Source organism: Shewanella submarina (assembly GCF_042646185.1).
Taxonomy (GTDB): Bacteria; Pseudomonadota; Gammaproteobacteria; order Enterobacterales; family Shewanellaceae; genus Shewanella; species Shewanella corallii.
Genome location: NZ_JBHRTD010000017.1, coordinates 208507 through 225855, shown reverse-complemented (window position 1 = coordinate 225855; position 17349 = coordinate 208507). Strand labels below are relative to the sequence as shown.

At 52.9% G+C, this 17349-nt stretch carries 16 protein-coding genes; 14 read left to right on the top strand and 2 right to left on the bottom strand.

Annotated features, from left to right (window positions below; all coding sequences use genetic code 11):
• Positions 1–130: 130 nt before the first annotated feature.
• The 12 genes from nikR (at position 131) to hypA (ending at position 12976) form a co-directional block, all read left to right on the top strand.
• On the top strand, positions 131–538 hold the full coding sequence (nikR, locus tag ACFOE0_RS14845; RefSeq protein WP_248937204.1) for a nickel-responsive transcriptional regulator NikR: 408 nt from the start codon (positions 131–133) through the stop codon (positions 536–538).
• A gap of 244 nt (positions 539–782) precedes the next feature.
• The gene (locus ACFOE0_RS14840; protein WP_248937203.1) at positions 783–1931 is read left to right on the top strand and encodes a hydrogenase small subunit; all 1149 of its coding nucleotides are present in this window, start codon (positions 783–785) and stop codon (positions 1929–1931) included.
• A complete protein-coding gene (locus tag ACFOE0_RS14835) occupies positions 1924–3627 on the top strand; it encodes a nickel-dependent hydrogenase large subunit (RefSeq protein ID WP_248937202.1) in 1704 nt (567 codons plus the stop codon). The genes ACFOE0_RS14840 and ACFOE0_RS14835 overlap by 8 nt, the downstream gene beginning before the upstream one ends.
• Positions 3628–3640: 13 nt before the next feature.
• Positions 3641–4315 (top strand): Ni/Fe-hydrogenase, b-type cytochrome subunit, encoded by a 675-nt coding sequence (gene cybH, locus ACFOE0_RS14830; RefSeq protein WP_248937201.1) that lies wholly within the window; start codon positions 3641–3643, stop codon positions 4313–4315.
• A gap of 26 nt (positions 4316–4341) precedes the next feature.
• A complete protein-coding gene (locus ACFOE0_RS14825; RefSeq protein ID WP_248937200.1) occupies positions 4342–4899 on the top strand; it encodes a HyaD/HybD family hydrogenase maturation endopeptidase in 558 nt (185 codons plus the stop codon).
• Positions 4900–4964: 65 nt separating this feature from the next.
• Positions 4965–6818 (top strand): Kae1-like domain-containing protein, encoded by a 1854-nt coding sequence (locus tag ACFOE0_RS14820; protein ID WP_248937199.1) that lies wholly within the window; start codon positions 4965–4967, stop codon positions 6816–6818.
• Entirely contained in the window at positions 6766–9288 is a 2523-nt protein-coding gene (hypF, locus tag ACFOE0_RS14815) for a carbamoyltransferase HypF (protein WP_248937198.1), read from the top strand. The genes ACFOE0_RS14820 and hypF overlap by 53 nt, the downstream gene beginning before the upstream one ends.
• A gap of 89 nt (positions 9289–9377) precedes the next feature.
• A complete protein-coding gene (hypB, locus tag ACFOE0_RS14810; protein WP_248937197.1) occupies positions 9378–10163 on the top strand; it encodes a hydrogenase nickel incorporation protein HypB in 786 nt (261 codons plus the stop codon).
• Positions 10163–10405, top strand: a complete 243-nt coding sequence (locus ACFOE0_RS14805) for a HypC/HybG/HupF family hydrogenase formation chaperone (protein ID WP_248937196.1) — start codon at positions 10163–10165, stop codon at positions 10403–10405. Before hypB ends, ACFOE0_RS14805 begins: the two co-directional genes overlap by 1 nt.
• Positions 10402–11571, top strand: a complete 1170-nt coding sequence (gene hypD, locus ACFOE0_RS14800; protein WP_248937195.1) for a hydrogenase formation protein HypD — start codon at positions 10402–10404, stop codon at positions 11569–11571. Before ACFOE0_RS14805 ends, hypD begins: the two co-directional genes overlap by 4 nt.
• 2 nt (positions 11572–11573) lie before the next feature.
• The gene (hypE, locus tag ACFOE0_RS14795) at positions 11574–12632 is read left to right on the top strand and encodes a hydrogenase expression/formation protein HypE (protein ID WP_248937194.1); all 1059 of its coding nucleotides are present in this window, start codon (positions 11574–11576) and stop codon (positions 12630–12632) included.
• On the top strand, positions 12632–12976 hold the full coding sequence (hypA, locus tag ACFOE0_RS14790; protein WP_248937193.1) for a hydrogenase/urease nickel incorporation protein HypA: 345 nt from the start codon (positions 12632–12634) through the stop codon (positions 12974–12976). The genes hypE and hypA overlap by 1 nt, the downstream gene beginning before the upstream one ends.
• A 76-nt stretch (positions 12977–13052) precedes the next feature.
• Here hypA and ACFOE0_RS14785 read toward each other — a convergent pair whose 3' ends face one another.
• Both ACFOE0_RS14785 and ACFOE0_RS14780 read right to left on the bottom strand, forming a co-directional pair.
• A complete protein-coding gene (locus tag ACFOE0_RS14785) occupies positions 13053–13949 on the bottom strand; it encodes a LysR substrate-binding domain-containing protein (protein ID WP_248937192.1) in 897 nt (298 codons plus the stop codon).
• Between the two features lie 2 nt (positions 13950–13951).
• Positions 13952–14707, bottom strand: coding sequence for a class I SAM-dependent methyltransferase (locus ACFOE0_RS14780; protein WP_248937191.1), 756 nt, complete (start codon positions 14705–14707; stop codon positions 13952–13954).
• Between the two features lie 141 nt (positions 14708–14848).
• On the opposite strand from ACFOE0_RS14780, the gene gloB reads away from it, so the two are divergent.
• On the top strand, positions 14849–15625 hold the full coding sequence (gene gloB, locus ACFOE0_RS14775; protein WP_248937190.1) for a hydroxyacylglutathione hydrolase: 777 nt from the start codon (positions 14849–14851) through the stop codon (positions 15623–15625).
• Between the two features lie 122 nt (positions 15626–15747).
• Positions 15748–17295 carry a lytic transglycosylase gene (locus tag ACFOE0_RS14770; RefSeq protein WP_248937189.1) on the top strand — a complete coding sequence of 516 codons (1548 nt, stop codon included), beginning with the start codon at positions 15748–15750 and terminating at the stop codon, positions 17293–17295.
• Positions 17296–17349 lie beyond the last annotated feature (54 nt).

Genomic DNA, 17349 nt, shown 5'->3' with positions numbered 1-17349 from the left:
CGCCACAACTCACTGTTTTAAGTATTAATAAACAATAATTCGCGACTTTGATCACATATTCACACACTAAAAGCAGGGTCTAATAACAGCATTGTATTCACATTCGTTTCAGCTGTATCAGTGACACACGATGAATGACACCATACGTTTTACCGTTTCGTTGCCAAAAAGTTTGCTGAATGAGATCGACAGAGATCTCTCCTGCCGCGGCTATCACAATCGCTCTGAATACATTCGTGATCTGGTTCGCGAACGTTCCATTGGGAATCAATGGGCGGATGAAGACAGAGAGGTCACCGGCGTGGTGACTCTGGTGTATGACCATCATCAACGCGGTTTGGCACAAAAGCTGATTGAAATTCAGCATGACGCACTAATCCATGTGCTCTGCTCAACCCATGTTCATATCGACCATTTCCATTGTCTGGAAACCATCATTTTAAAAGGACGCCCTCCTGAATTACGCCGCCTGGTCAACACTCTGACAGCTCTGAAAGGCGTCAAACTGGCCAGGCTCAGTGAAACAGGAACTGTGTAAGGAACAAAAATCAAACAGCAGGTTATTCCAATCAGCTTCAACTTGTCAGCAACGAACTCGGGGTGATGCCGGGGTGTAAGCAGAAAAACACTCAAGCCAAACACTTTCGCAGCAAGGGTAACACTTTGTTTCGCTCGCGTGATCTTTATCACCCTATTTTTGGTGTGGCTATTTTAGACTCAATTGGCCTACATGGAATGCTGTTTACGGTTGTATTTCTAATAGAAAAACAAAAGGTTAAACCATGGATACACATGCTGCTCTGTATGAGCAGGGAAAGAAGCGACTCGAGGAACTACGTAGTCTGCCTCCGCGACATTCGCACTCCCTGCAGCAAACACTGGAAGAACACGGCATCACCCGCCGGGATTTTATGAAATGGAGTGCGGCCACGGCCGCTATGTTGGCGCTGCCACTGCCCTTCAGCAATCTGGTTGCCGAAGCAGCAGAACTGGCCGACAGAGTGCCTCTGATTTGGCTTAACCTGGCCGAATGTACCGGCTGCAGTGAATCTCTGCTGCGCGCCTCCACCCCGGACGTCTCCACCCTTATCTTCAACTACATCTCGCTCGAATATCAGGAAGTTCTGATGGCCGCTGCCGGTATGCAAGCGGAAGAAAATCTGGAACACGCCATGGAGACCTATCAGGGTCGTTATCTGCTCGCCGTGGAGGGTGCCGTCCCCACCGCCAACAATGGCGCCTTCCTGACCATTGGCCCTCATGCCACCACAGGTGTGGATCTGATTAAGAAAGCCGCCGATGGTGCAGCAGCGATTATCGCCGTGGGCACCTGCTCCTCCTTTGGTGGCGTGCAGGCTGCAGCCCCCAATCCAACCGGAGCCAAGGGCATCCATGAAGTGCTGGATAAGCCGGTAATTAACCTGGGTGGTTGTCCACCAAGTGAAGTGAACATTACTGGCACCCTGATGTACTACATCATGTTTGGCAAACTGCCGGCCCTGGACATGTTTAACCGTCCCAAATGGGCCTACGGCGCCCGCGTACACGATAACTGTGAGCGTCGTGGTCATTTTGATGCCGGAGAGTTTGTCGAAGTGTTTGGCGATCACGGTGCCAAAGAGGGTTACTGCCTGTATAAGGTAGGTTGTCGCGGCCCTTACACCTACAACAACTGTCCTACCGAAAGATTTAATGCCCACACCAGCTGGCCAGTGCTGGCCGGTCACGGTTGCATTGGCTGCTCGGAACCCAACTTCTGGGACGAAATGGCCGATTTTGAAAGACCTCTGGGTCGTAAACTTATCCATGGTCTTGATGCCACCGCAGACACAGTAGGCAGTGTCATTCTGGGCGTTACCGCAGTGGGTATTGGTGCCCATGCCATTGGCAGTCTGTTCGCCGGCACCTATGAGGGAAATAAACATGAGTAATCGCGTCGTTATCGATCCTATCACCCGTATCGAGGGTCACCTGCGTATTGAGGTGGAACTGGATGAGCAAAATGTGGTGAGAAAAGCCTGGGCCTCCTCAACCCTGTTCCGCGGACTGGAAGTGATCCTCAAGGGCCGTACGCCTTATGATGTAGGCCTACTGGTACAACGTATTTGTGGTGTTTGTACTTTTTCCCACTATCTGTGTGGCACCATGGCGGTAGAGAATGCCATCGGCGCTCAGGTACCGCTGAACGCCAAGCTGCTGCGCTCTTTGATGATGGACTCACTGCACCTGCACGACCATATGGTGCACTTCTACCTGCTGGCAGGCATGGACTGGATTGATGTGGTCTCAGCCCTGAGTGCCGACCCGGCCAAAGCCGCTCAGGTCGCCATGAAATATTCCGATGTGCCTCTGGGCGCAGGTGAAGGTGAGCTGCGCGCCGTGCAGGAAAAGGTCAAAGGTTTTGTCGAGTCCGGAAAACTGGGTCCCTTTGCCAACGCATACTGGGGCAACAAGACCTATAAGTTCACTCCAGAGCAGAATCTGATTGGCCTGGCGCATTACCTCAAAGCACTGGAAATGCAGCGTATGGCTGCCGAAATGATGGCCATCTGGGGTGGTAAGAACCCTCACCCACAATCCATTGTGGTCGGAGGCATTACCTCAGTTCGCGACATGCTGAGCCCTGCCCGTCTGCAGGAGTGGGCCCAGAAGTGGTCTACCATGAAAGACTTTGTGGAACGTTGTTACTACGCCGATATTCTGATGGCTGCCGACGCCTATCAGGGCGAAGAAACCGTACTGGGTGGCGTTAACGTTCACAACTTTATGGCCACCAATGAACTCCTGATCGGTGAAGACAATTACTTGCTCAAGCAGGGGGTTATCCGCAATGGCGATCTGTCCAAAGTGGAAGATGTGGACCCTATGATGATTGAGGAAGATGTGACCCATTCCTGGTACAGCGCCAAAGCGCCCCAGCACCCATGGAACGGAACCACGATTCCTGAGCACACCCCGTTTGTTGAGCGCGACACCATTTATGGCAAGTTGCCCACTGTGGATGAGGCAGGTAAATACTCCTGGGTGAAATCTCCACGCTATAACGGTGAGCCTATGGAAGTGGGTCCGCTGTCCGCCATTTTGGTGAACTACGCCCGTGGTACCCCGGAAGTGGTCGAAGTGGTTGATGAGTTCCTGGCCAAATCGGGGCTGCCAAAAGAAGCCCTGTTTACCACGCTCGGTCGTACCGCTGCCCGCATGCTGCACTGTATCGTTACCATGCGTCACGGTAATCGAACCTTCGATGCCCTGGTGACCAATATCAACTCAGATGACAGTACCTATATCCAGCCAACCATAGACGCTGACAAAGAGTACAAAGGCTTTGCCATGGTTGAGGCACCACGTGGGCTGCTGAGCCACTGGATCCGCATCAAAAACTCTCTGGTAGAAAACTATCAGGCGGTGGTGCCCACTACCTGGAATGCCGGACCTATCGATGGCAACGGTAAGATTGGTCCCTACGAGGCCTCTTTACTGGGTCTGAAACTGTCAGATCCGAAAAAGCCGCTGGAAGTGGTACGTGTTATCCACTCATTTGACCCCTGCATGGCCTGCTCGGTTCACGTGATGGATTACAAAGGGCAATCCATCAGTCAGTTCCGGATTGATCCCAACAGCCTGTAATCAGGAGGTTCCCATGAGTAATCAACAAGCTCTGTATGTGCGGAAGCATATTTTCTCCGGTGCCATACGTGTCTTTCACTGGCTCAGGGCACTGTCCATGGTGGTACTGGTGATCACCGGGGCTTATATCTGCTGGCCATTTCTGACCATGCCACAAAGCAGTGATGTGCTGGTGCAGGGTTGGGTGAGACTGGCACACCTGATAGCAGGGTTCATTCTGGTCGCCGTGACTCTGGTACGCGCTTATCTGTTCTTCTTTGGTAAGAGTGATATTGAACGTCGCTCTTTCAAAGACGTGATCAGCGTTAAAGCCTGGGTTGCCCAGTTGAAGTCTTACTTCTGGATAGGACAGCACAAACATGCCGGGGTATACGGTCCACTGCAGTTTGTCTCCTATTTCGGGATCAGTGTGGCTGCTGCCTTTATGTGTATTACCGGTCTGGTGCTGTACGCCAATGTGTACCATCAGGGCCTTGGCGGCCTGTTGTGGGAGCCTGCCACCTGGATCACAGCCCAAATGGGCGGTCTGGCAGTGGTAAGACTCTGGCATCACTATGTGACCTGGGCGTTTGTTATCTTCCTGCTGATCCATATCTATATGGCAGTGTGGATGGGTATCCGCTTCAAGCACAACTCAGTGGACGCCATAGTGTCCGGTTATGACTATCACCCCAAAGATGGTCATTAAGACCTGAGGACGCTGGAAAATACCCTATGAAAATACTGCTCTTGGGTATTGGCAATGTACTGTACGCCGACGAAGGAGTCGGCGTACATTTTGTCAATTACATCTCTGAAAAATTCCACTTCACCCATAGTGAACATGAATTGGACATGCTGGATGGCGGCACCCTGGCTCAGGGGCTGACGCCAATTCTTGCCCGTTACGACTATCTGGTTGTGGTCGATACGGTTAATGCCAATGGTGTCGAGCCGGGTGAAGTTTACTTTTTTGATTTTGACCAGGCTCCCCCTGAAATTGACTGGCAAGGCAGCGCCCACGAAGTGGAGATGCTGCAAACCCTGTGCATGATGGAAATGATGGGCGACCGCCCCAAGACCTTTGTACTGGGAGTCACCCCCACAGTCCTTGAGCCTATGCACCTGGGTCTGACCAACAGGATACATGCAGCCGTGCCACTGATGGAAAAAGTGCTGCTGAGTCATCTGCATCAGCTCGGTTTTGAATCCACTCAAATCAAAGAGGTGGAGATCAACAGCCTGATCCCCGATGCCTATAAACGCCATTTGGAGCAGCCCCTGCATCTGTAATACAAGCTGCGTTAATCGCGCAGCCAGGAGCCATACCTTTTGACTCAACACAGTGGAAACCTTAAGTGCAATTAGTCAGATTTGAATTTCAAACCAGCCGTGATATCCCCTTCTATGCACACCTGTGTAATCTTTTACTCGGTCAGGAGCCGGGGATCACTATCGCCCGCAGCAGCAAAGGATATTTAATTGAGGCACAGGGCGATCAGGCCAATCTGGAGACGTTGGCGGATAAAATCGCCAATATGTTCCCCCTGTCCGTCTGGCTGACCGATTCGAGCATTACATTGGCCAACGAACGTCTTGGCTACGACAAACCACTTAAGGTTGACGGCGAGTTGCCTGATTATTGCAGCCACTGCTATCCGCGCATCGGCGATAATCAGTCTTCGGAGTTTGGCCAGATACTGACGCCCTGCCCTGTCTGCGGTGGTGAGCAGCACTGGCAAAGCCTGAATTCAGGCATTGATCTTGCCAGCCTCAAGCAGCAATCCAGAGCCCTGCTGGCCGGTGACTCCCTGACCTTAAGTGATGGCAGTGTCCTTAGTCTGACAGCCGGCCCTGAGTTAACAGCACTCGCCGGGCGTGCCAATAGCCTGCTGGTATGTAACCCCAATATGCTGGGCAGGGTGTTTACTCTCAGCACTGAGCAAACCCTGGCGCTCTGTGCCATCGAAAAACCGCTTATTCGCGCCAGAGCCCGCAATGATATCAATGAGCCCAATGCCCCGTGGCCACTACCTATGTACCAATTGTGCTTCCCCTGGAACCGTGAGCTTATCTGTATCGCCGAAATTTTAAGGCAGCAGAATGTAACGGCTGTACATATCACACCCGGCAGCCCAAGAATACAACTTGCCAGAGTGCCAGGCCACAACAGCACTGGCTGGAGTGAAATTAACACCACAGCCTCCTTATGCCCCCCAAAAAAACCTGAGTTTATTGGTGCGCCTGAGCCGCTTTACGACAGTGCTGAAATGCTATGCATTGAAGCCCATTGGCACAAAGGTAAACGCCATTTGGGAAACATAAGTTTTACAGCCAAACAGCATGAACACCTGTCAGCCATTGCCACATCAAGTGAAGCTGAGCAGCTGGCACAATGTGCCCTTAATGCCGCTATGTTGGAAGCCGATAGCCTGAATCTTAAGATCATACTCCCCCTTCAGGCCAAACAGCCCCATATCGCCGCCCTGCACTTCTCATCTATATGTGAAGGCAAGATGTTGCACACAGACAAAGAGGGACAAATCCACACTTTCCTGTCACTGCCGACTTTGCCTGCCAGGGGCGCCGATATTATCGCTCAGCTAAACAAAGGCGAGCAGGTACAGGTGACCGCCAAGTTTACTGAAACCTGGCCAGAGGTGATGGCTCGCCTCCAGGCTCTGGACACTTCGGCGTACGCCGGAACACTCACAGGCTTGTTTGCCATTTGTGCTTTACTGCTTGAACTGGATCTGCTCGGAGATAAGGCTCGCACTCAAGATCATCAAATACTGGCTCAGGCGCTGGAAGCTGCAGCCCTGAGCATGCCCGGCCGCCGGGCACCAAGAATTGACTATCCACTGATTAAGCAAGGCGAAGGCCTGACACTGGATTGGAAGCGGACTCTGGGCTCATTGATGGCATTTCGTCTGGCAGAGCCGGACGACGCCGGCAAGATCGCTTTCGGCGTGTTTGATTCACTGGCGGACTACCTGGCCAATTGGGTAGAGCACCTGGATAACAAACAGGGGATTGCGGCCGTGGCCCTGTGCGGTGATGAAATGGCCAACGAGTGTCTTAATCAGCGACTTGCCATTCGCATAGGCAAAAACTTCCCTCTGCTGGTTAATCGCAAACTGGCAATAGCCGGCAATAACTATGCAGCTGGCGCTTTGTATCTCAAACGCCGTCGCTTCGGATTGCGAGCCTGATATGACCTCAATGCCCCATGAAGCCATGGATCAGATAAGCAAGCCAGTACTAAGACGCCGATTTCGTATTAAAGGTATAGTCCAGGGCGTGGGGTTCCGCCCCTGGATCTACCGGCTGGCCACCGAGCAGGCATTAACCGGCACTGTGCTCAACAACAGTGCCGGTGTCTGTATTGAGATTCAGGGCAACACCGCTTCCGTTGGGGAGTTTACCCGGCAACTGGGCGTCAACCGACCGCCGCTGGCACGGATAGACAGCCTGATGGCAGAAGATATCCCGTCGGTGGAAGGTGAAACAGCCTTTGACATTATTGAAAGCGAGCAGCAACAGGAGATCAGCGTCTCTGTATCGCCGGATAAAGCCTGCTGCGATGACTGCCTTGCCGATGTTCGCAATCCCGACAGCCGCTACTTTGAATATCCCTTTACCAACTGCACCAATTGTGGCCCCAGATACACCATTATCCAGGCCCTGCCCTACGACAGACCCAATACCGCCATGGCCGGTTTTACCATGTGCCCTGAATGTGCCGCTGAGTATAAAAACCCGCTGAATCGCCGATATCATGCCCAGCCGGTCAGCTGTCCCCATTGCGGCCCACAACTGAGCCTGCTCACCCCCGAGGGTGAGGTTATCGCCCGCAAAGCAGACGCCCTGACACAGGCCTGTGATGCTCTTGTGCAAGGTAAAATTGTCGCCGTCAAAGGTCTTGGTGGTTTTCATCTGATGGTGGACGCCACCAACCAGGTGGCTGTTGAGCGTCTGCGTCAGCGTAAACGCCGTCAGGGTAAACCGCTGGCAGTGATGGTGGCTGATATGGCTCAGGCCAAAGCCCTGGTCACTGGCTGCGAGCAGGAGTGGCAACTGCTTGAGTCGGCCGAGCGGCCCATAGTTCTGCTAGATAAGTTGCTGTTGGATAAGCTTGAACACTCACCATTGGACTCAAACCCGGGTTCAGAAACAAACAGTCACCTCAGCCTTGCCAAAGCCATTGCTCCCGGACTGGGGCGACTGGGGCTGTTCATGCCCTATACCCCATTACATCATCTGATGTTTACTCAGGTTTCCCGCCCTTTGGTGGCCACCAGCGCCAATATCTCCGGCGAACCTATCCTGACAGACTCAACCCAGGTACTGACACATCTGGGACAGGTGGTAGATCTGGTACTCGACCATAATCGCCCTATTCTCAATGGTTGTGATGACAGCCTGGTGCATCTGGTTGACGGCAAGCTGCAAGTGATACGTTTAGCCAGAGGCTATGCACCGCTGAGCCTGCCTCTTGATGAACAAAGCGGCCCTCAAATCCGGGGTAAAGATCTGCTTGCCGTCGGGCCACAGCAGAAAAACACCCTGGCACTGGCCGTGGGCAATCAAATGATATTAAGCCCGCATATCGGCGACCTTTTTACACTGGAATCTGAAGCCTATTTTGAGCGCACCCTGGCGACCTTCCAGCGTCTTTATCAAACCCAGCCAGATCAGCTATATCGGGACTGTCATCCTGACTATGCATCCAGTCGCTGGGCAGAAGCCAGGTCACGTCAAGTACCGGCTCAGGTAACGACAGTACACAAGATTCAGCATCACTACGCCCATGTACTGGCTGTGATGGCCGCCAATGGCATCACCCATAAGTTACTTGGCTTCAGTTTTGATGGCACAGGGCTTGGCGAGGATAACACTCTGTGGGGCGGTGAACTGCTGCTATGCGATATCCATGGCTATCAACGCATCGGCCACTTTGCTCCTTTTGCTCTGATAGGCATGGAGCAAGCCGTCAAACAGCCATGGCGGCTACTGCTGGCACTCCTGTTTGAACACCACAGCCCTGAGCAAATCCTTAAGATGGAGCTGGCAGTGCTGGCCGATAAGCCTCAGCAGCTTATCCGTAACCTGCACACGCTTTGGAGCAAACATCAGCGGACTATCCAAAGCTCAAGTGCCGGGCGCTTGTTCGATGCGCTGGCGGCGCTGCTGGGACTGGTAGATGACACAGGCTTTGAAGGCGAAGCCGGCATGAAGCTGGAAGCGCTGGCAACCGGGCTTTATCGCTCAGGTGTCCCTTTGGCCACCGACTGCCATTTCATTATCCCGATAGTCGATGCCGCACCCGGTAAGCCTCAATTGTGGGACAGCTATGGACTGTTTGAACAATTGCTTATGGCTACGCAGGCCCAGGAGCTGACAGCGACACGACGCCAACATATCGCGCTTGGATTCCACCAGGCACTGGCAGATCTGGTGGTAGCCTGCGCCAGACACTATCCGGAACTCAAGATCGCTCTGTGCGGTGGCGTTTTCCAAAACCGCCTGCTCTATAGCCTGTGTCAGCAGGGCCTGAGTACAGAAACACAGACACAAACAAACGAGCACAGATTACTCAGCCCGGGTCAGGTTCCCGTTAACGACGGTGGCATAGCACTGGGCCAACTTTGGTACGGCACTCATCACCAAAGTAAACAATAACAACAGATTACATGGTACCCCTCAGGGGTGACTGATATGCCCCACAGGGTTAACTAATATGCCTTCAGGGGTGAGATAGAGGAAGAATTATGTGTAAAGACTGCGGTTGCTCCCTGCCACGGGGAGATCACTCTCACCATCATCACGAGCACGGCCATTCTCATCATGGGCATTCGCACCATGGGCACCAGGACGCCAATGTGATGAGTAACCCTCAGCTGAATGACAGCAAAACCCTGTCCGTAATCCATAAAATTCTGGATAAGAATGATATGGAAGCGGCCCACAACCGCGAGCATTTCAATGCCCATAAGGTGACCGCCTTTAACCTGATGAGCAGTCCGGGCAGCGGTAAGACCACGCTGCTGGAGCACCTGATTGAGTATACAGAGCTTAAATATGCCGTAGTGGAAGGCGATCTTGAAACCAGTCGCGATGCTGACCGCCTGAAAGCCAGGGGAATTGATGCGTTCCAAATCCAAACCGGTAGTGCCTGCCACCTTGATGCCTTTATGGTGCATAGCGCTCTGCATCACATCCAACTGGATGAACTGGATATCTGTTTTGTGGAAAACGTCGGCAATCTGGTTTGTCCAGCCAGTTACGACGTGGGCACCCACAAAAATATCGTGCTGGTTTCAGTACCCGAAGGCGATGACAAAATTGAAAAGTACCCTGTCATGTTCCGCCGCGCCGATCTTGTGTTGATCACCAAGTGTGATCTGCTGCCCCACTTCGACTTCAGTGTGGATGAAGCGCGGGCACAGGTGAAAAAGCTCAACCCACAAGCTCAGGTATTGGAAGTCTCCATCAAGGATGGTGACTCCATGAAGGCCGTAGCCAAATGGCTTACCGATAACCGGAGTGCTAACTGATGTGTTTATCCATTCCTTCTCAGGTGGTCGAGATCCATGCCGATGAGCATGCGGTAACGGTCGATACCATGGGCGTACGCCGCAAAGTCAGCAGTCATCTTATGGGTGAGCCTTTGTCGGTTGGCGACTATGTGCTGATCCATATCGGGTTTGTGATGAACAAAATTGATGAAGACGCGGCGATGGAGAGCCTTGCTCTGTATAAAGAAATTGTCGATAAGCTTGAAGGAGAGCCGATTTGACTCAGCTTGACCTCAAATCCCTTTATGACGGCTTTCGTAATCCAGACACCGTCAGACAACTGGCAGCGGATATCCGTTTAGAGGCTACCGCACTGGCTGAGCCGCTCTGCATTATGGAGGTGTGTGGCGGCCATACCCACACCATAATGAAATACGGTTTGCCTCAGCTGCTGCCGGACAATATTGAGTTTATTCATGGCCCCGGCTGTCCGGTTTGCATCATGCCCAAGGAACGAATCGATCATGCTGCTGCACTGGCCGCTCAGGATGATGTCATTCTGGTGACTCTGGGGGATATGATACGTGTGCCCGGCTCCAAAGGCAGTCTGGCTCAGCACAGGGCTGCAGGCCGTGATATCCGGCCACTGTATGACCCTTTGGATGCCCTTTCCATTGCCAAAGATAACCCGGATAAACAGGTGATCTTTTTTGCCATCGGCTTTGAAACCTCCACCCCAATGACAGCCGTGCTGCTTGAGCAAGCCGAAGCTTTGGGGATTAACAACCTGCTGTTTCATATCAATCATGTACTGGTGCCACCGGCAATCGATGCAGTGATGGCTGACGACAGAGTCAGGGTCAATGCCTTTATTGGTCCAAGTCATGTCAGTGTGATCACCGGCAGCGAAATCTACCGCAGTGCCGTCAACCAATACGCCACTCCCTTGGTGGTGGCCGGGTTTGAACCCGTGGACGTGATGGAGTCCATTCTTAAGATAGTGCGGCAAAAGGTACAGGGAAAAGCCGAACTGGAGATCCAGTACAAACGGGCTGTGACACCTGAAGGCAACCTGACCGCCCAGGCCATGGTGGATGATTGCTTTGAGGTTCGTGAAGATTTTCGTTGGCGGGGTCTGGGCCCGATACGCCAATCAGCCCTTAAGTTAAAGCCGGAATTTGCCCACAGGGATGCAGAGCTGATTTATCGCGATATGCTGCCCACCCGGGAGATTAACGATCACAAAGCCTGCCAGTGCGGCGATATCCTGCGGGGGCTGGCCAGGCCAAAAGACTGCAAGGTGTTTGGTCGTGGCTGCAGTCCACAAACTCCCCTTGGCAGCTGTATGGTGAGTTCCGAAGGCGCCTGTAACGCCTGGTACAGATACGCCAGAGATCTGCCCTCCTCCAGCCACAATACAGCAACAGCCACAAACCGTAAGGACTGACCATGGAATCAACTAACCCTATGGAAACCCCATTGGAACAGGCTGTACAGCTCAGTCACGGTGGTGGCGGCCAGGAAATGAACAAGCTTATCAAGTCACTGTTCTTCAAAGCCTTTGATAATCCACTGCTGTGCCGGGAGGAGGACGCGGCGGCGCTTATGCTACAGGGTAACTGCGCCTTCACCACAGACGCCTTTACGGTATCGCCGCTGTTTTTTGCCGGGGGCAATATTGGCAAGCTCGCAATTGCAGGCACGGTCAACGATCTCGCCATGATGGCGGCCAAACCCGAATACCTGTCTGCCAGTTTTATTATCGAAGAGGGCTTCCCCTTAAGCCATCTGAAACAAGTGGTTGAATCCATGGCCAAAGAGCTGGCCATAAGCGACGCCGCCATAGTGTGTGGAGATACCAAGGTAGTGCCCAGAGGCTGCGCCGATGGTTTGTTTATCACTACAACCGGTGTTGGCCATATTCAACGCTCGGGTATCTCTGCTCATGGGCTGCAACCGGGTGATGCCATCATTGTTTCCCGGGATATCGGCCGACACGGCAGTGCAATTCTGATGGCCCGGGAAGGCCTGACGTTGGATTCGGATCTGACCTCAGACTGTGCCACGCTCTGGCCTGCCGTTTCTGCCCTTCTGGATGCGAGTTTGGATATTCATGCCATGCGTGATGCCACCCGTGGCGGTTTGTCCGCTGTACTCAATGAGTGGGCCCTGGCATCGGATGTCAGTATCTGTGTAGAGGAAGAATCAATCCCGGTTGCCGATCCTGTTCGCGGCCTGTGTGAGCTCTATGGTTTTGAGCCCTATGATTTAGCCAATGAAGGCAGCTTTATTCTGGCTTTGCCAGAAGCCCAGGCTAAGCAGGCGCTGGAGATCCTCAATCAATTTGAGTTTTGCTCTTGTGCTGCCCATATAGGTCAGGTAGACAAGCAGGTCGATAACGCCGCAGAAACCAATGCCAAAGGGGGTAAAGTGATCCTGCGCTCCGCCTGGGGTTCCAGTCGCTATCTTGAGCTGCCCCAGGGCGAACTGCTGCCGAGGATCTGCTGATGCATGAATACTCTATCGTTTCAGCACTGATTGAACAGTGTCAGCAGCATGCGGCTGACAATCAGGCCAAAGGCATCGCTCGGGTCGTGGTCAAAGTGGGGGTATTCAGTGGCGTTGAGCCAGCACTGCTGCAAACGGCGTTTGATACCTTCAAGCTTGAGGGGATCTGCCGGGATGCAGAACTGGAGCTGAAGATACAAAACTTAGTGCTGAAATGCCGGGAGTGCGGCGCCGACTCAGAGCCTGATAGCCGCTCAGTGGTTTGCCCGGCTTGCGGCAGCTTTTATACTCAGGTGATGGATGGCGAAGATCTCTATTTAATGCAGCTGGAGCTGATCACCTGACGCCCTTGTATGTGGGCAGAGAACCGCCAACGCCGATGCACGCTATAAAAAGTCCCGCCCCGGCGGGATTTTCAGTTTACTTATGCTCTGCCAGCCATTTCAGGCTGAACTCGTGAAATGCCCGTCCCAATGCCGAGTCGGTGCGGCCTGAATGTTTGATGCGACTGAAGGGACGACTCAAGGCTAAATCCGCAACATGCACCTGCGCCAGTTCGCCACGTTCCAACTCCTGCTGCAGTGTCAGTGACGACAGCACACCAAGCAAACATCCCTGTCTGGCCGCCTGTTTAACGGCTTCCGGTCGGCCGAAACTAAATGGGATATCCGGGTGCAACCCTTTGGTCATCACCGCGCTGAGAAACACCTCACGGGTACCTGAACCTGACTCCCTCAGCACCCAGCGTTCCTTTGCCAGTTCCTGCAAACTGACATTGGCGCCAGCCAAAGGGTGACAGGGGGCACAGAAAATGGTCAACCTGTCACTGTGCCAATCTTCAACGGTCAGGCGGCGATCCAGGCAAATACCTTCGATATAGGCCATCTCACTGCAGCCATCGGCAACGGCGTCGATCGCCTCATGGGTGTTGCAGATAGTCATATCCACCTCCACCTTTGGCCACAGCTCACTGAAGGCCACCACACAGGACGCCAACAGATAATTCCCTATGGTAGAGCTGGCACTGATACTGAGTTTGCCCATCAGCTGATCGCCATGACCACTGAAGGCGTGTTCTATCTGATTAACCCTGTCCAGTACCTCTGCCGCCATGGGCAATAACAGGGCACCCTGGGCATTGAGGTGCAAACGATTGCCCCTGCGCTCAAACAGCCGGGTATCCAATTGTTTTTCCAGTTCCGCAAGGGCCATGGAGGTGGCTGGCGCCGACTGGCACACCAATTCAGCCGCTTTGGCTACCTGACCACTACGGGCAATGGCATCAAACACCATTAATTGTTTAAGAGTAATTCGCACTGTCAGGACTCTCGGTTGTTAACCGCCGAGTGGGAACGCCCCACCCGGCCGGCACTGGGTACCGTCTGCCAGTTTGGTTTACGGGCTTTGCGCTTCTCCCGGATAGGCGTCAGCGGACTGTCCAGCTTACGGGCAATCAAGAGATACACGCTGCCACTGCCCGGCAACCAGGACTCTAGACTCTGCTGCCAGAATACTCCTTTGTCGAAGTGGCCAAACAGAGGGTGATACAACAGGCGTTCATCACAGATCACCTGATAGCCCAGCAGTGCCAGCCAATCTTTAATACGGGACGGCAGGTAAAAGTGTCCTCGCCAGGGAAATTGCTGCTGATATCTGGGCAACAACTTACCCAGCATGGCAGGACTCAAGGGGTTAAAGCCGGAGATAATCAGCGTGCCGCCGGAGATAAGCACCCGGTCGATTTCTCTGAGCAGCTGATAGGGGTTTCGCTCAAATTCCAGCAGGAAGTTGGCCAGCACCACATCGACACTGGCGTGACGCAAAGGCAACTGACTCACCTCGCCGACCACAGAGGCGCCCTCTTCGTCATACAAGCTGACCTGATGAGAGATACTGCAATGACTGGCATCCATGGCGCTGCTGAGCGGTCCCAGCTTTAACAGGTGATAACCAAACAGTCTGGGCCACCAGGGAGCAAGCGCCTGCTGCACGCAGGACTGCAGCTGTTCACCATTGGGAAAGTCCTGCCAACCGGCGGGGCCTAAAGCTGGATGTCGATAGGGAGTATGTGGCAAAAGTAACTCCGTAAACGGGGTTCAGGCTCTTATAAAAAAGCCGTATATATGGTTTATACCTATAAAACGAAAAGCGTATACAGGCAAGCCCTGAGAGCGGTAAACTGCCGCCAATGCTCATGTTTTTTAAGGATGACTGAGATGTCGCTCAATGTTACAGCTATTCCTGCCTTCGATGACAACTATATCTGGTGTTTGACTCAATCCGGCTCACCCCTGGCCTGGGTCGTGGACCCCGGACAGGCAAAGCCGGTAACTGCCTATCTGGAGCAGGAGCAACTGACCCTGGCGGGCATACTGATCACCCATCATCACTGGGATCATACCGGTGGGATTAATGACCTTAGCGCACGTTATCCCGATATCGAGGTTTATGGTCCAGCCAATCCGGAGATCAATGGCCTGACGCAAGAGCTGAAAGATGGACAAATGGTCAACCTTAAAGGACTGGATATTCAGGCCAGAGTGCTTACTGTGCCGGGCCACACTCTGGACCATATCGCCTATGTGTGTGATGACAGACTCTTTTGCGGCGACACCCTGTTTTCCGGCGGCTGTGGCCGTATGTTTGAAGGAGAGCCCGCGCAATTCCATCACTCACTTTCGCGCCTGGCGGCACTTCCGGCCAATACACGGGTGTACTGTGCCCACGAATATACACTCAGTAACCTGAAATTTGCCCTGATGGCAGACCCGGACAATACCGAACTAAAAGCGTATCAACAGGAGTGTGAGGCCCTTCGTGCCAAAGGGATACCTACTCTACCCTCTTCCATCGGCAAAGAGTTGGCTGTTAATCCATTTTTGCGGGTTGATCAGAGACAGGTTTGCAAACAGATAAACCAGCACTGGCAGCAAAATCCAGCAGATAATGTGGAAGCGTTCGCGCTGCTGAGGCGCTGGAAAGACATTGCCTGAGTTATGAGGTAAAATATCCGACTTTGTGTGAGTAATGCTTTGCAGGGCTCGCTGCCCGATTGGAGTTTTCCAGTCCAAAAACAAACAGATACTCTAATACTAATAAAGGATAGCTCCAGTACATGCGTCTTTCATCCCTATTTGTAGCGGGGGGTATTGCCCTGCTGACTGGCTGTCAGAGCTTAGACACTGAGCAGGTACAACAACCTGCTCCCGCTCCTGTGGTTAACCCCCCTGTTATCCCGGAAAATCCCCTGCCGGCTCCTATTATCATTACCGATGTATGGGAGCGTATTCGTCTGAATATGCAGATGTCGATTCCCGACGAGAAACTGGTCAATCAATACCGCGACTGGTACATACGTCACCCCAACCATCTGGCACGGGTTTCAGAGCGTGCCGAGCCTTTCATGTATCTGATCGTCGAAGAGCTGGAAAAGCGCAATATGCCGATTGAATTGGCCCTGCTGCCTATCGTCGAAAGTGCTTTTGACCCATTCGCCTACTCCCATGGCGCCGCCTCTGGTTTGTGGCAGTTCACCTCCCCTATGGCCAAACATTTTGGTCTGAAGATGAACTGGTGGTATGACGGTCGTCGTGACGTCCCTGCTGCCACCCACGCTGCACTGGATATGATGCAATATCTGCATGGCAAGACCCATGGAAACTGGTTGTATGCCATTGCCGCATATAACACAGGTGAAGGCCGGGTACTCAATGCGGTTAAACGCAACAAACGTAAAGGCCGCAGTACTGATTTCTTTGCGCTGGATCTACCCAGGGAAACCGAACGCTATGTGCCTCAATTGCTGGCACTGGCAGATGTAATAAAAAATGCTGACAAGTACGGCATCAAATTGGCACCTATTGCCAATAAACCCGCCATTGAAGTGATTGATGTGGGTAGCCAGATTGACCTCTCATTTGCTGCCGATCTCGCGGATATGCCACTTTCTTCACTGCATAAGCTGAACCCGGGTTATAACCGCTGGTCCACTGCTCCAGATGGCCCACATAAGCTGGTGGTCCCGGTGGACAAAGCCGATGGCTTTAAGCTGGCGCTGGCCGATACAGATTCTTCACAGCGTTTGCATTGGCTGAGATATGAAATCAAGTCCGGCGACAGCCTGGGCCTGATCGCCAACAAGTATCACACCACCATAGATGTGATTCGCTCAGTTAACGGTATCAAGGGCAACACTATTGTTGCGGGCAAACATCTGCTGATCCCGGTTGCGGCCAAAGACCCTGAGCTGTACTCCTTGTCTTCAGATCAACGTCTGGCCCGTAAGCAGGGTGTCAAACGTGCCGATTACAAGGTGGATTATCAGGTGAAGAGCGGTGATTCTCTGTGGAAAATCGCCCGAGCCAACAAGGTTAAGGTCTCTCAGTTGGCGGCCTGGAACAGCATGGCTCCCAAAGATCCTTTGCGTGTTGGACAGAAGCTGGTGATCTGGACCAATAAGGTCAGCGAGAATCAGACTCAGTCCTCCGTGATGCGGACCATCAACTATAAGGTTCGCTCAGGAGATTCTCTGGCCCGCATCGCCAACAAGTTCAATGTGACCATCAAAGATCTGCTGCGCTGGAACAGTCTTGACAGCAAAAAATACCTGCAGCCTGGACAGATGCTGAAGCTGTATGTGGATGTCACCAAGATGAGCGTATAGCCCATTTTCAATATGGCATAAAAAAGCCCCCGACTACCGGGGGCTTTTTGTTGT

What these genes read in the sequence shown, in the direction of transcription:
- hypA (WP_248937193.1), top strand. Translation starts at nt 12,632, where the DNA reads ATGCATGAATACTCTATCGTTTCAGCACTGATTGAACAGTGTCAGCAG.
- ACFOE0_RS14825 (WP_248937200.1), top strand. Translation starts at nt 4,342, where the DNA reads ATGAAAATACTGCTCTTGGGTATTGGCAATGTACTGTACGCCGACGAA.
- gloB (WP_248937190.1), top strand. Translation starts at nt 14,849, where the DNA reads ATGTCGCTCAATGTTACAGCTATTCCTGCCTTCGATGACAACTATATC.
- ACFOE0_RS14805 (WP_248937196.1), top strand. Translation starts at nt 10,163, where the DNA reads ATGTGTTTATCCATTCCTTCTCAGGTGGTCGAGATCCATGCCGATGAG.
- nikR (WP_248937204.1), top strand. Translation starts at nt 131, where the DNA reads ATGAATGACACCATACGTTTTACCGTTTCGTTGCCAAAAAGTTTGCTG.
- ACFOE0_RS14835 (WP_248937202.1), top strand. Translation starts at nt 1,924, where the DNA reads ATGAGTAATCGCGTCGTTATCGATCCTATCACCCGTATCGAGGGTCAC.
- hypF (WP_248937198.1), top strand. Translation starts at nt 6,766, where the DNA reads ATGCAGCTGGCGCTTTGTATCTCAAACGCCGTCGCTTCGGATTGCGAG.
- ACFOE0_RS14840 (WP_248937203.1), top strand. Translation starts at nt 783, where the DNA reads ATGGATACACATGCTGCTCTGTATGAGCAGGGAAAGAAGCGACTCGAG.
- ACFOE0_RS14770 (WP_248937189.1), top strand. Translation starts at nt 15,748, where the DNA reads ATGCGTCTTTCATCCCTATTTGTAGCGGGGGGTATTGCCCTGCTGACT.
- hypE (WP_248937194.1), top strand. Translation starts at nt 11,574, where the DNA reads ATGGAATCAACTAACCCTATGGAAACCCCATTGGAACAGGCTGTACAG.
- hypB (WP_248937197.1), top strand. Translation starts at nt 9,378, where the DNA reads ATGTGTAAAGACTGCGGTTGCTCCCTGCCACGGGGAGATCACTCTCAC.
- cybH (WP_248937201.1), top strand. Translation starts at nt 3,641, where the DNA reads ATGAGTAATCAACAAGCTCTGTATGTGCGGAAGCATATTTTCTCCGGT.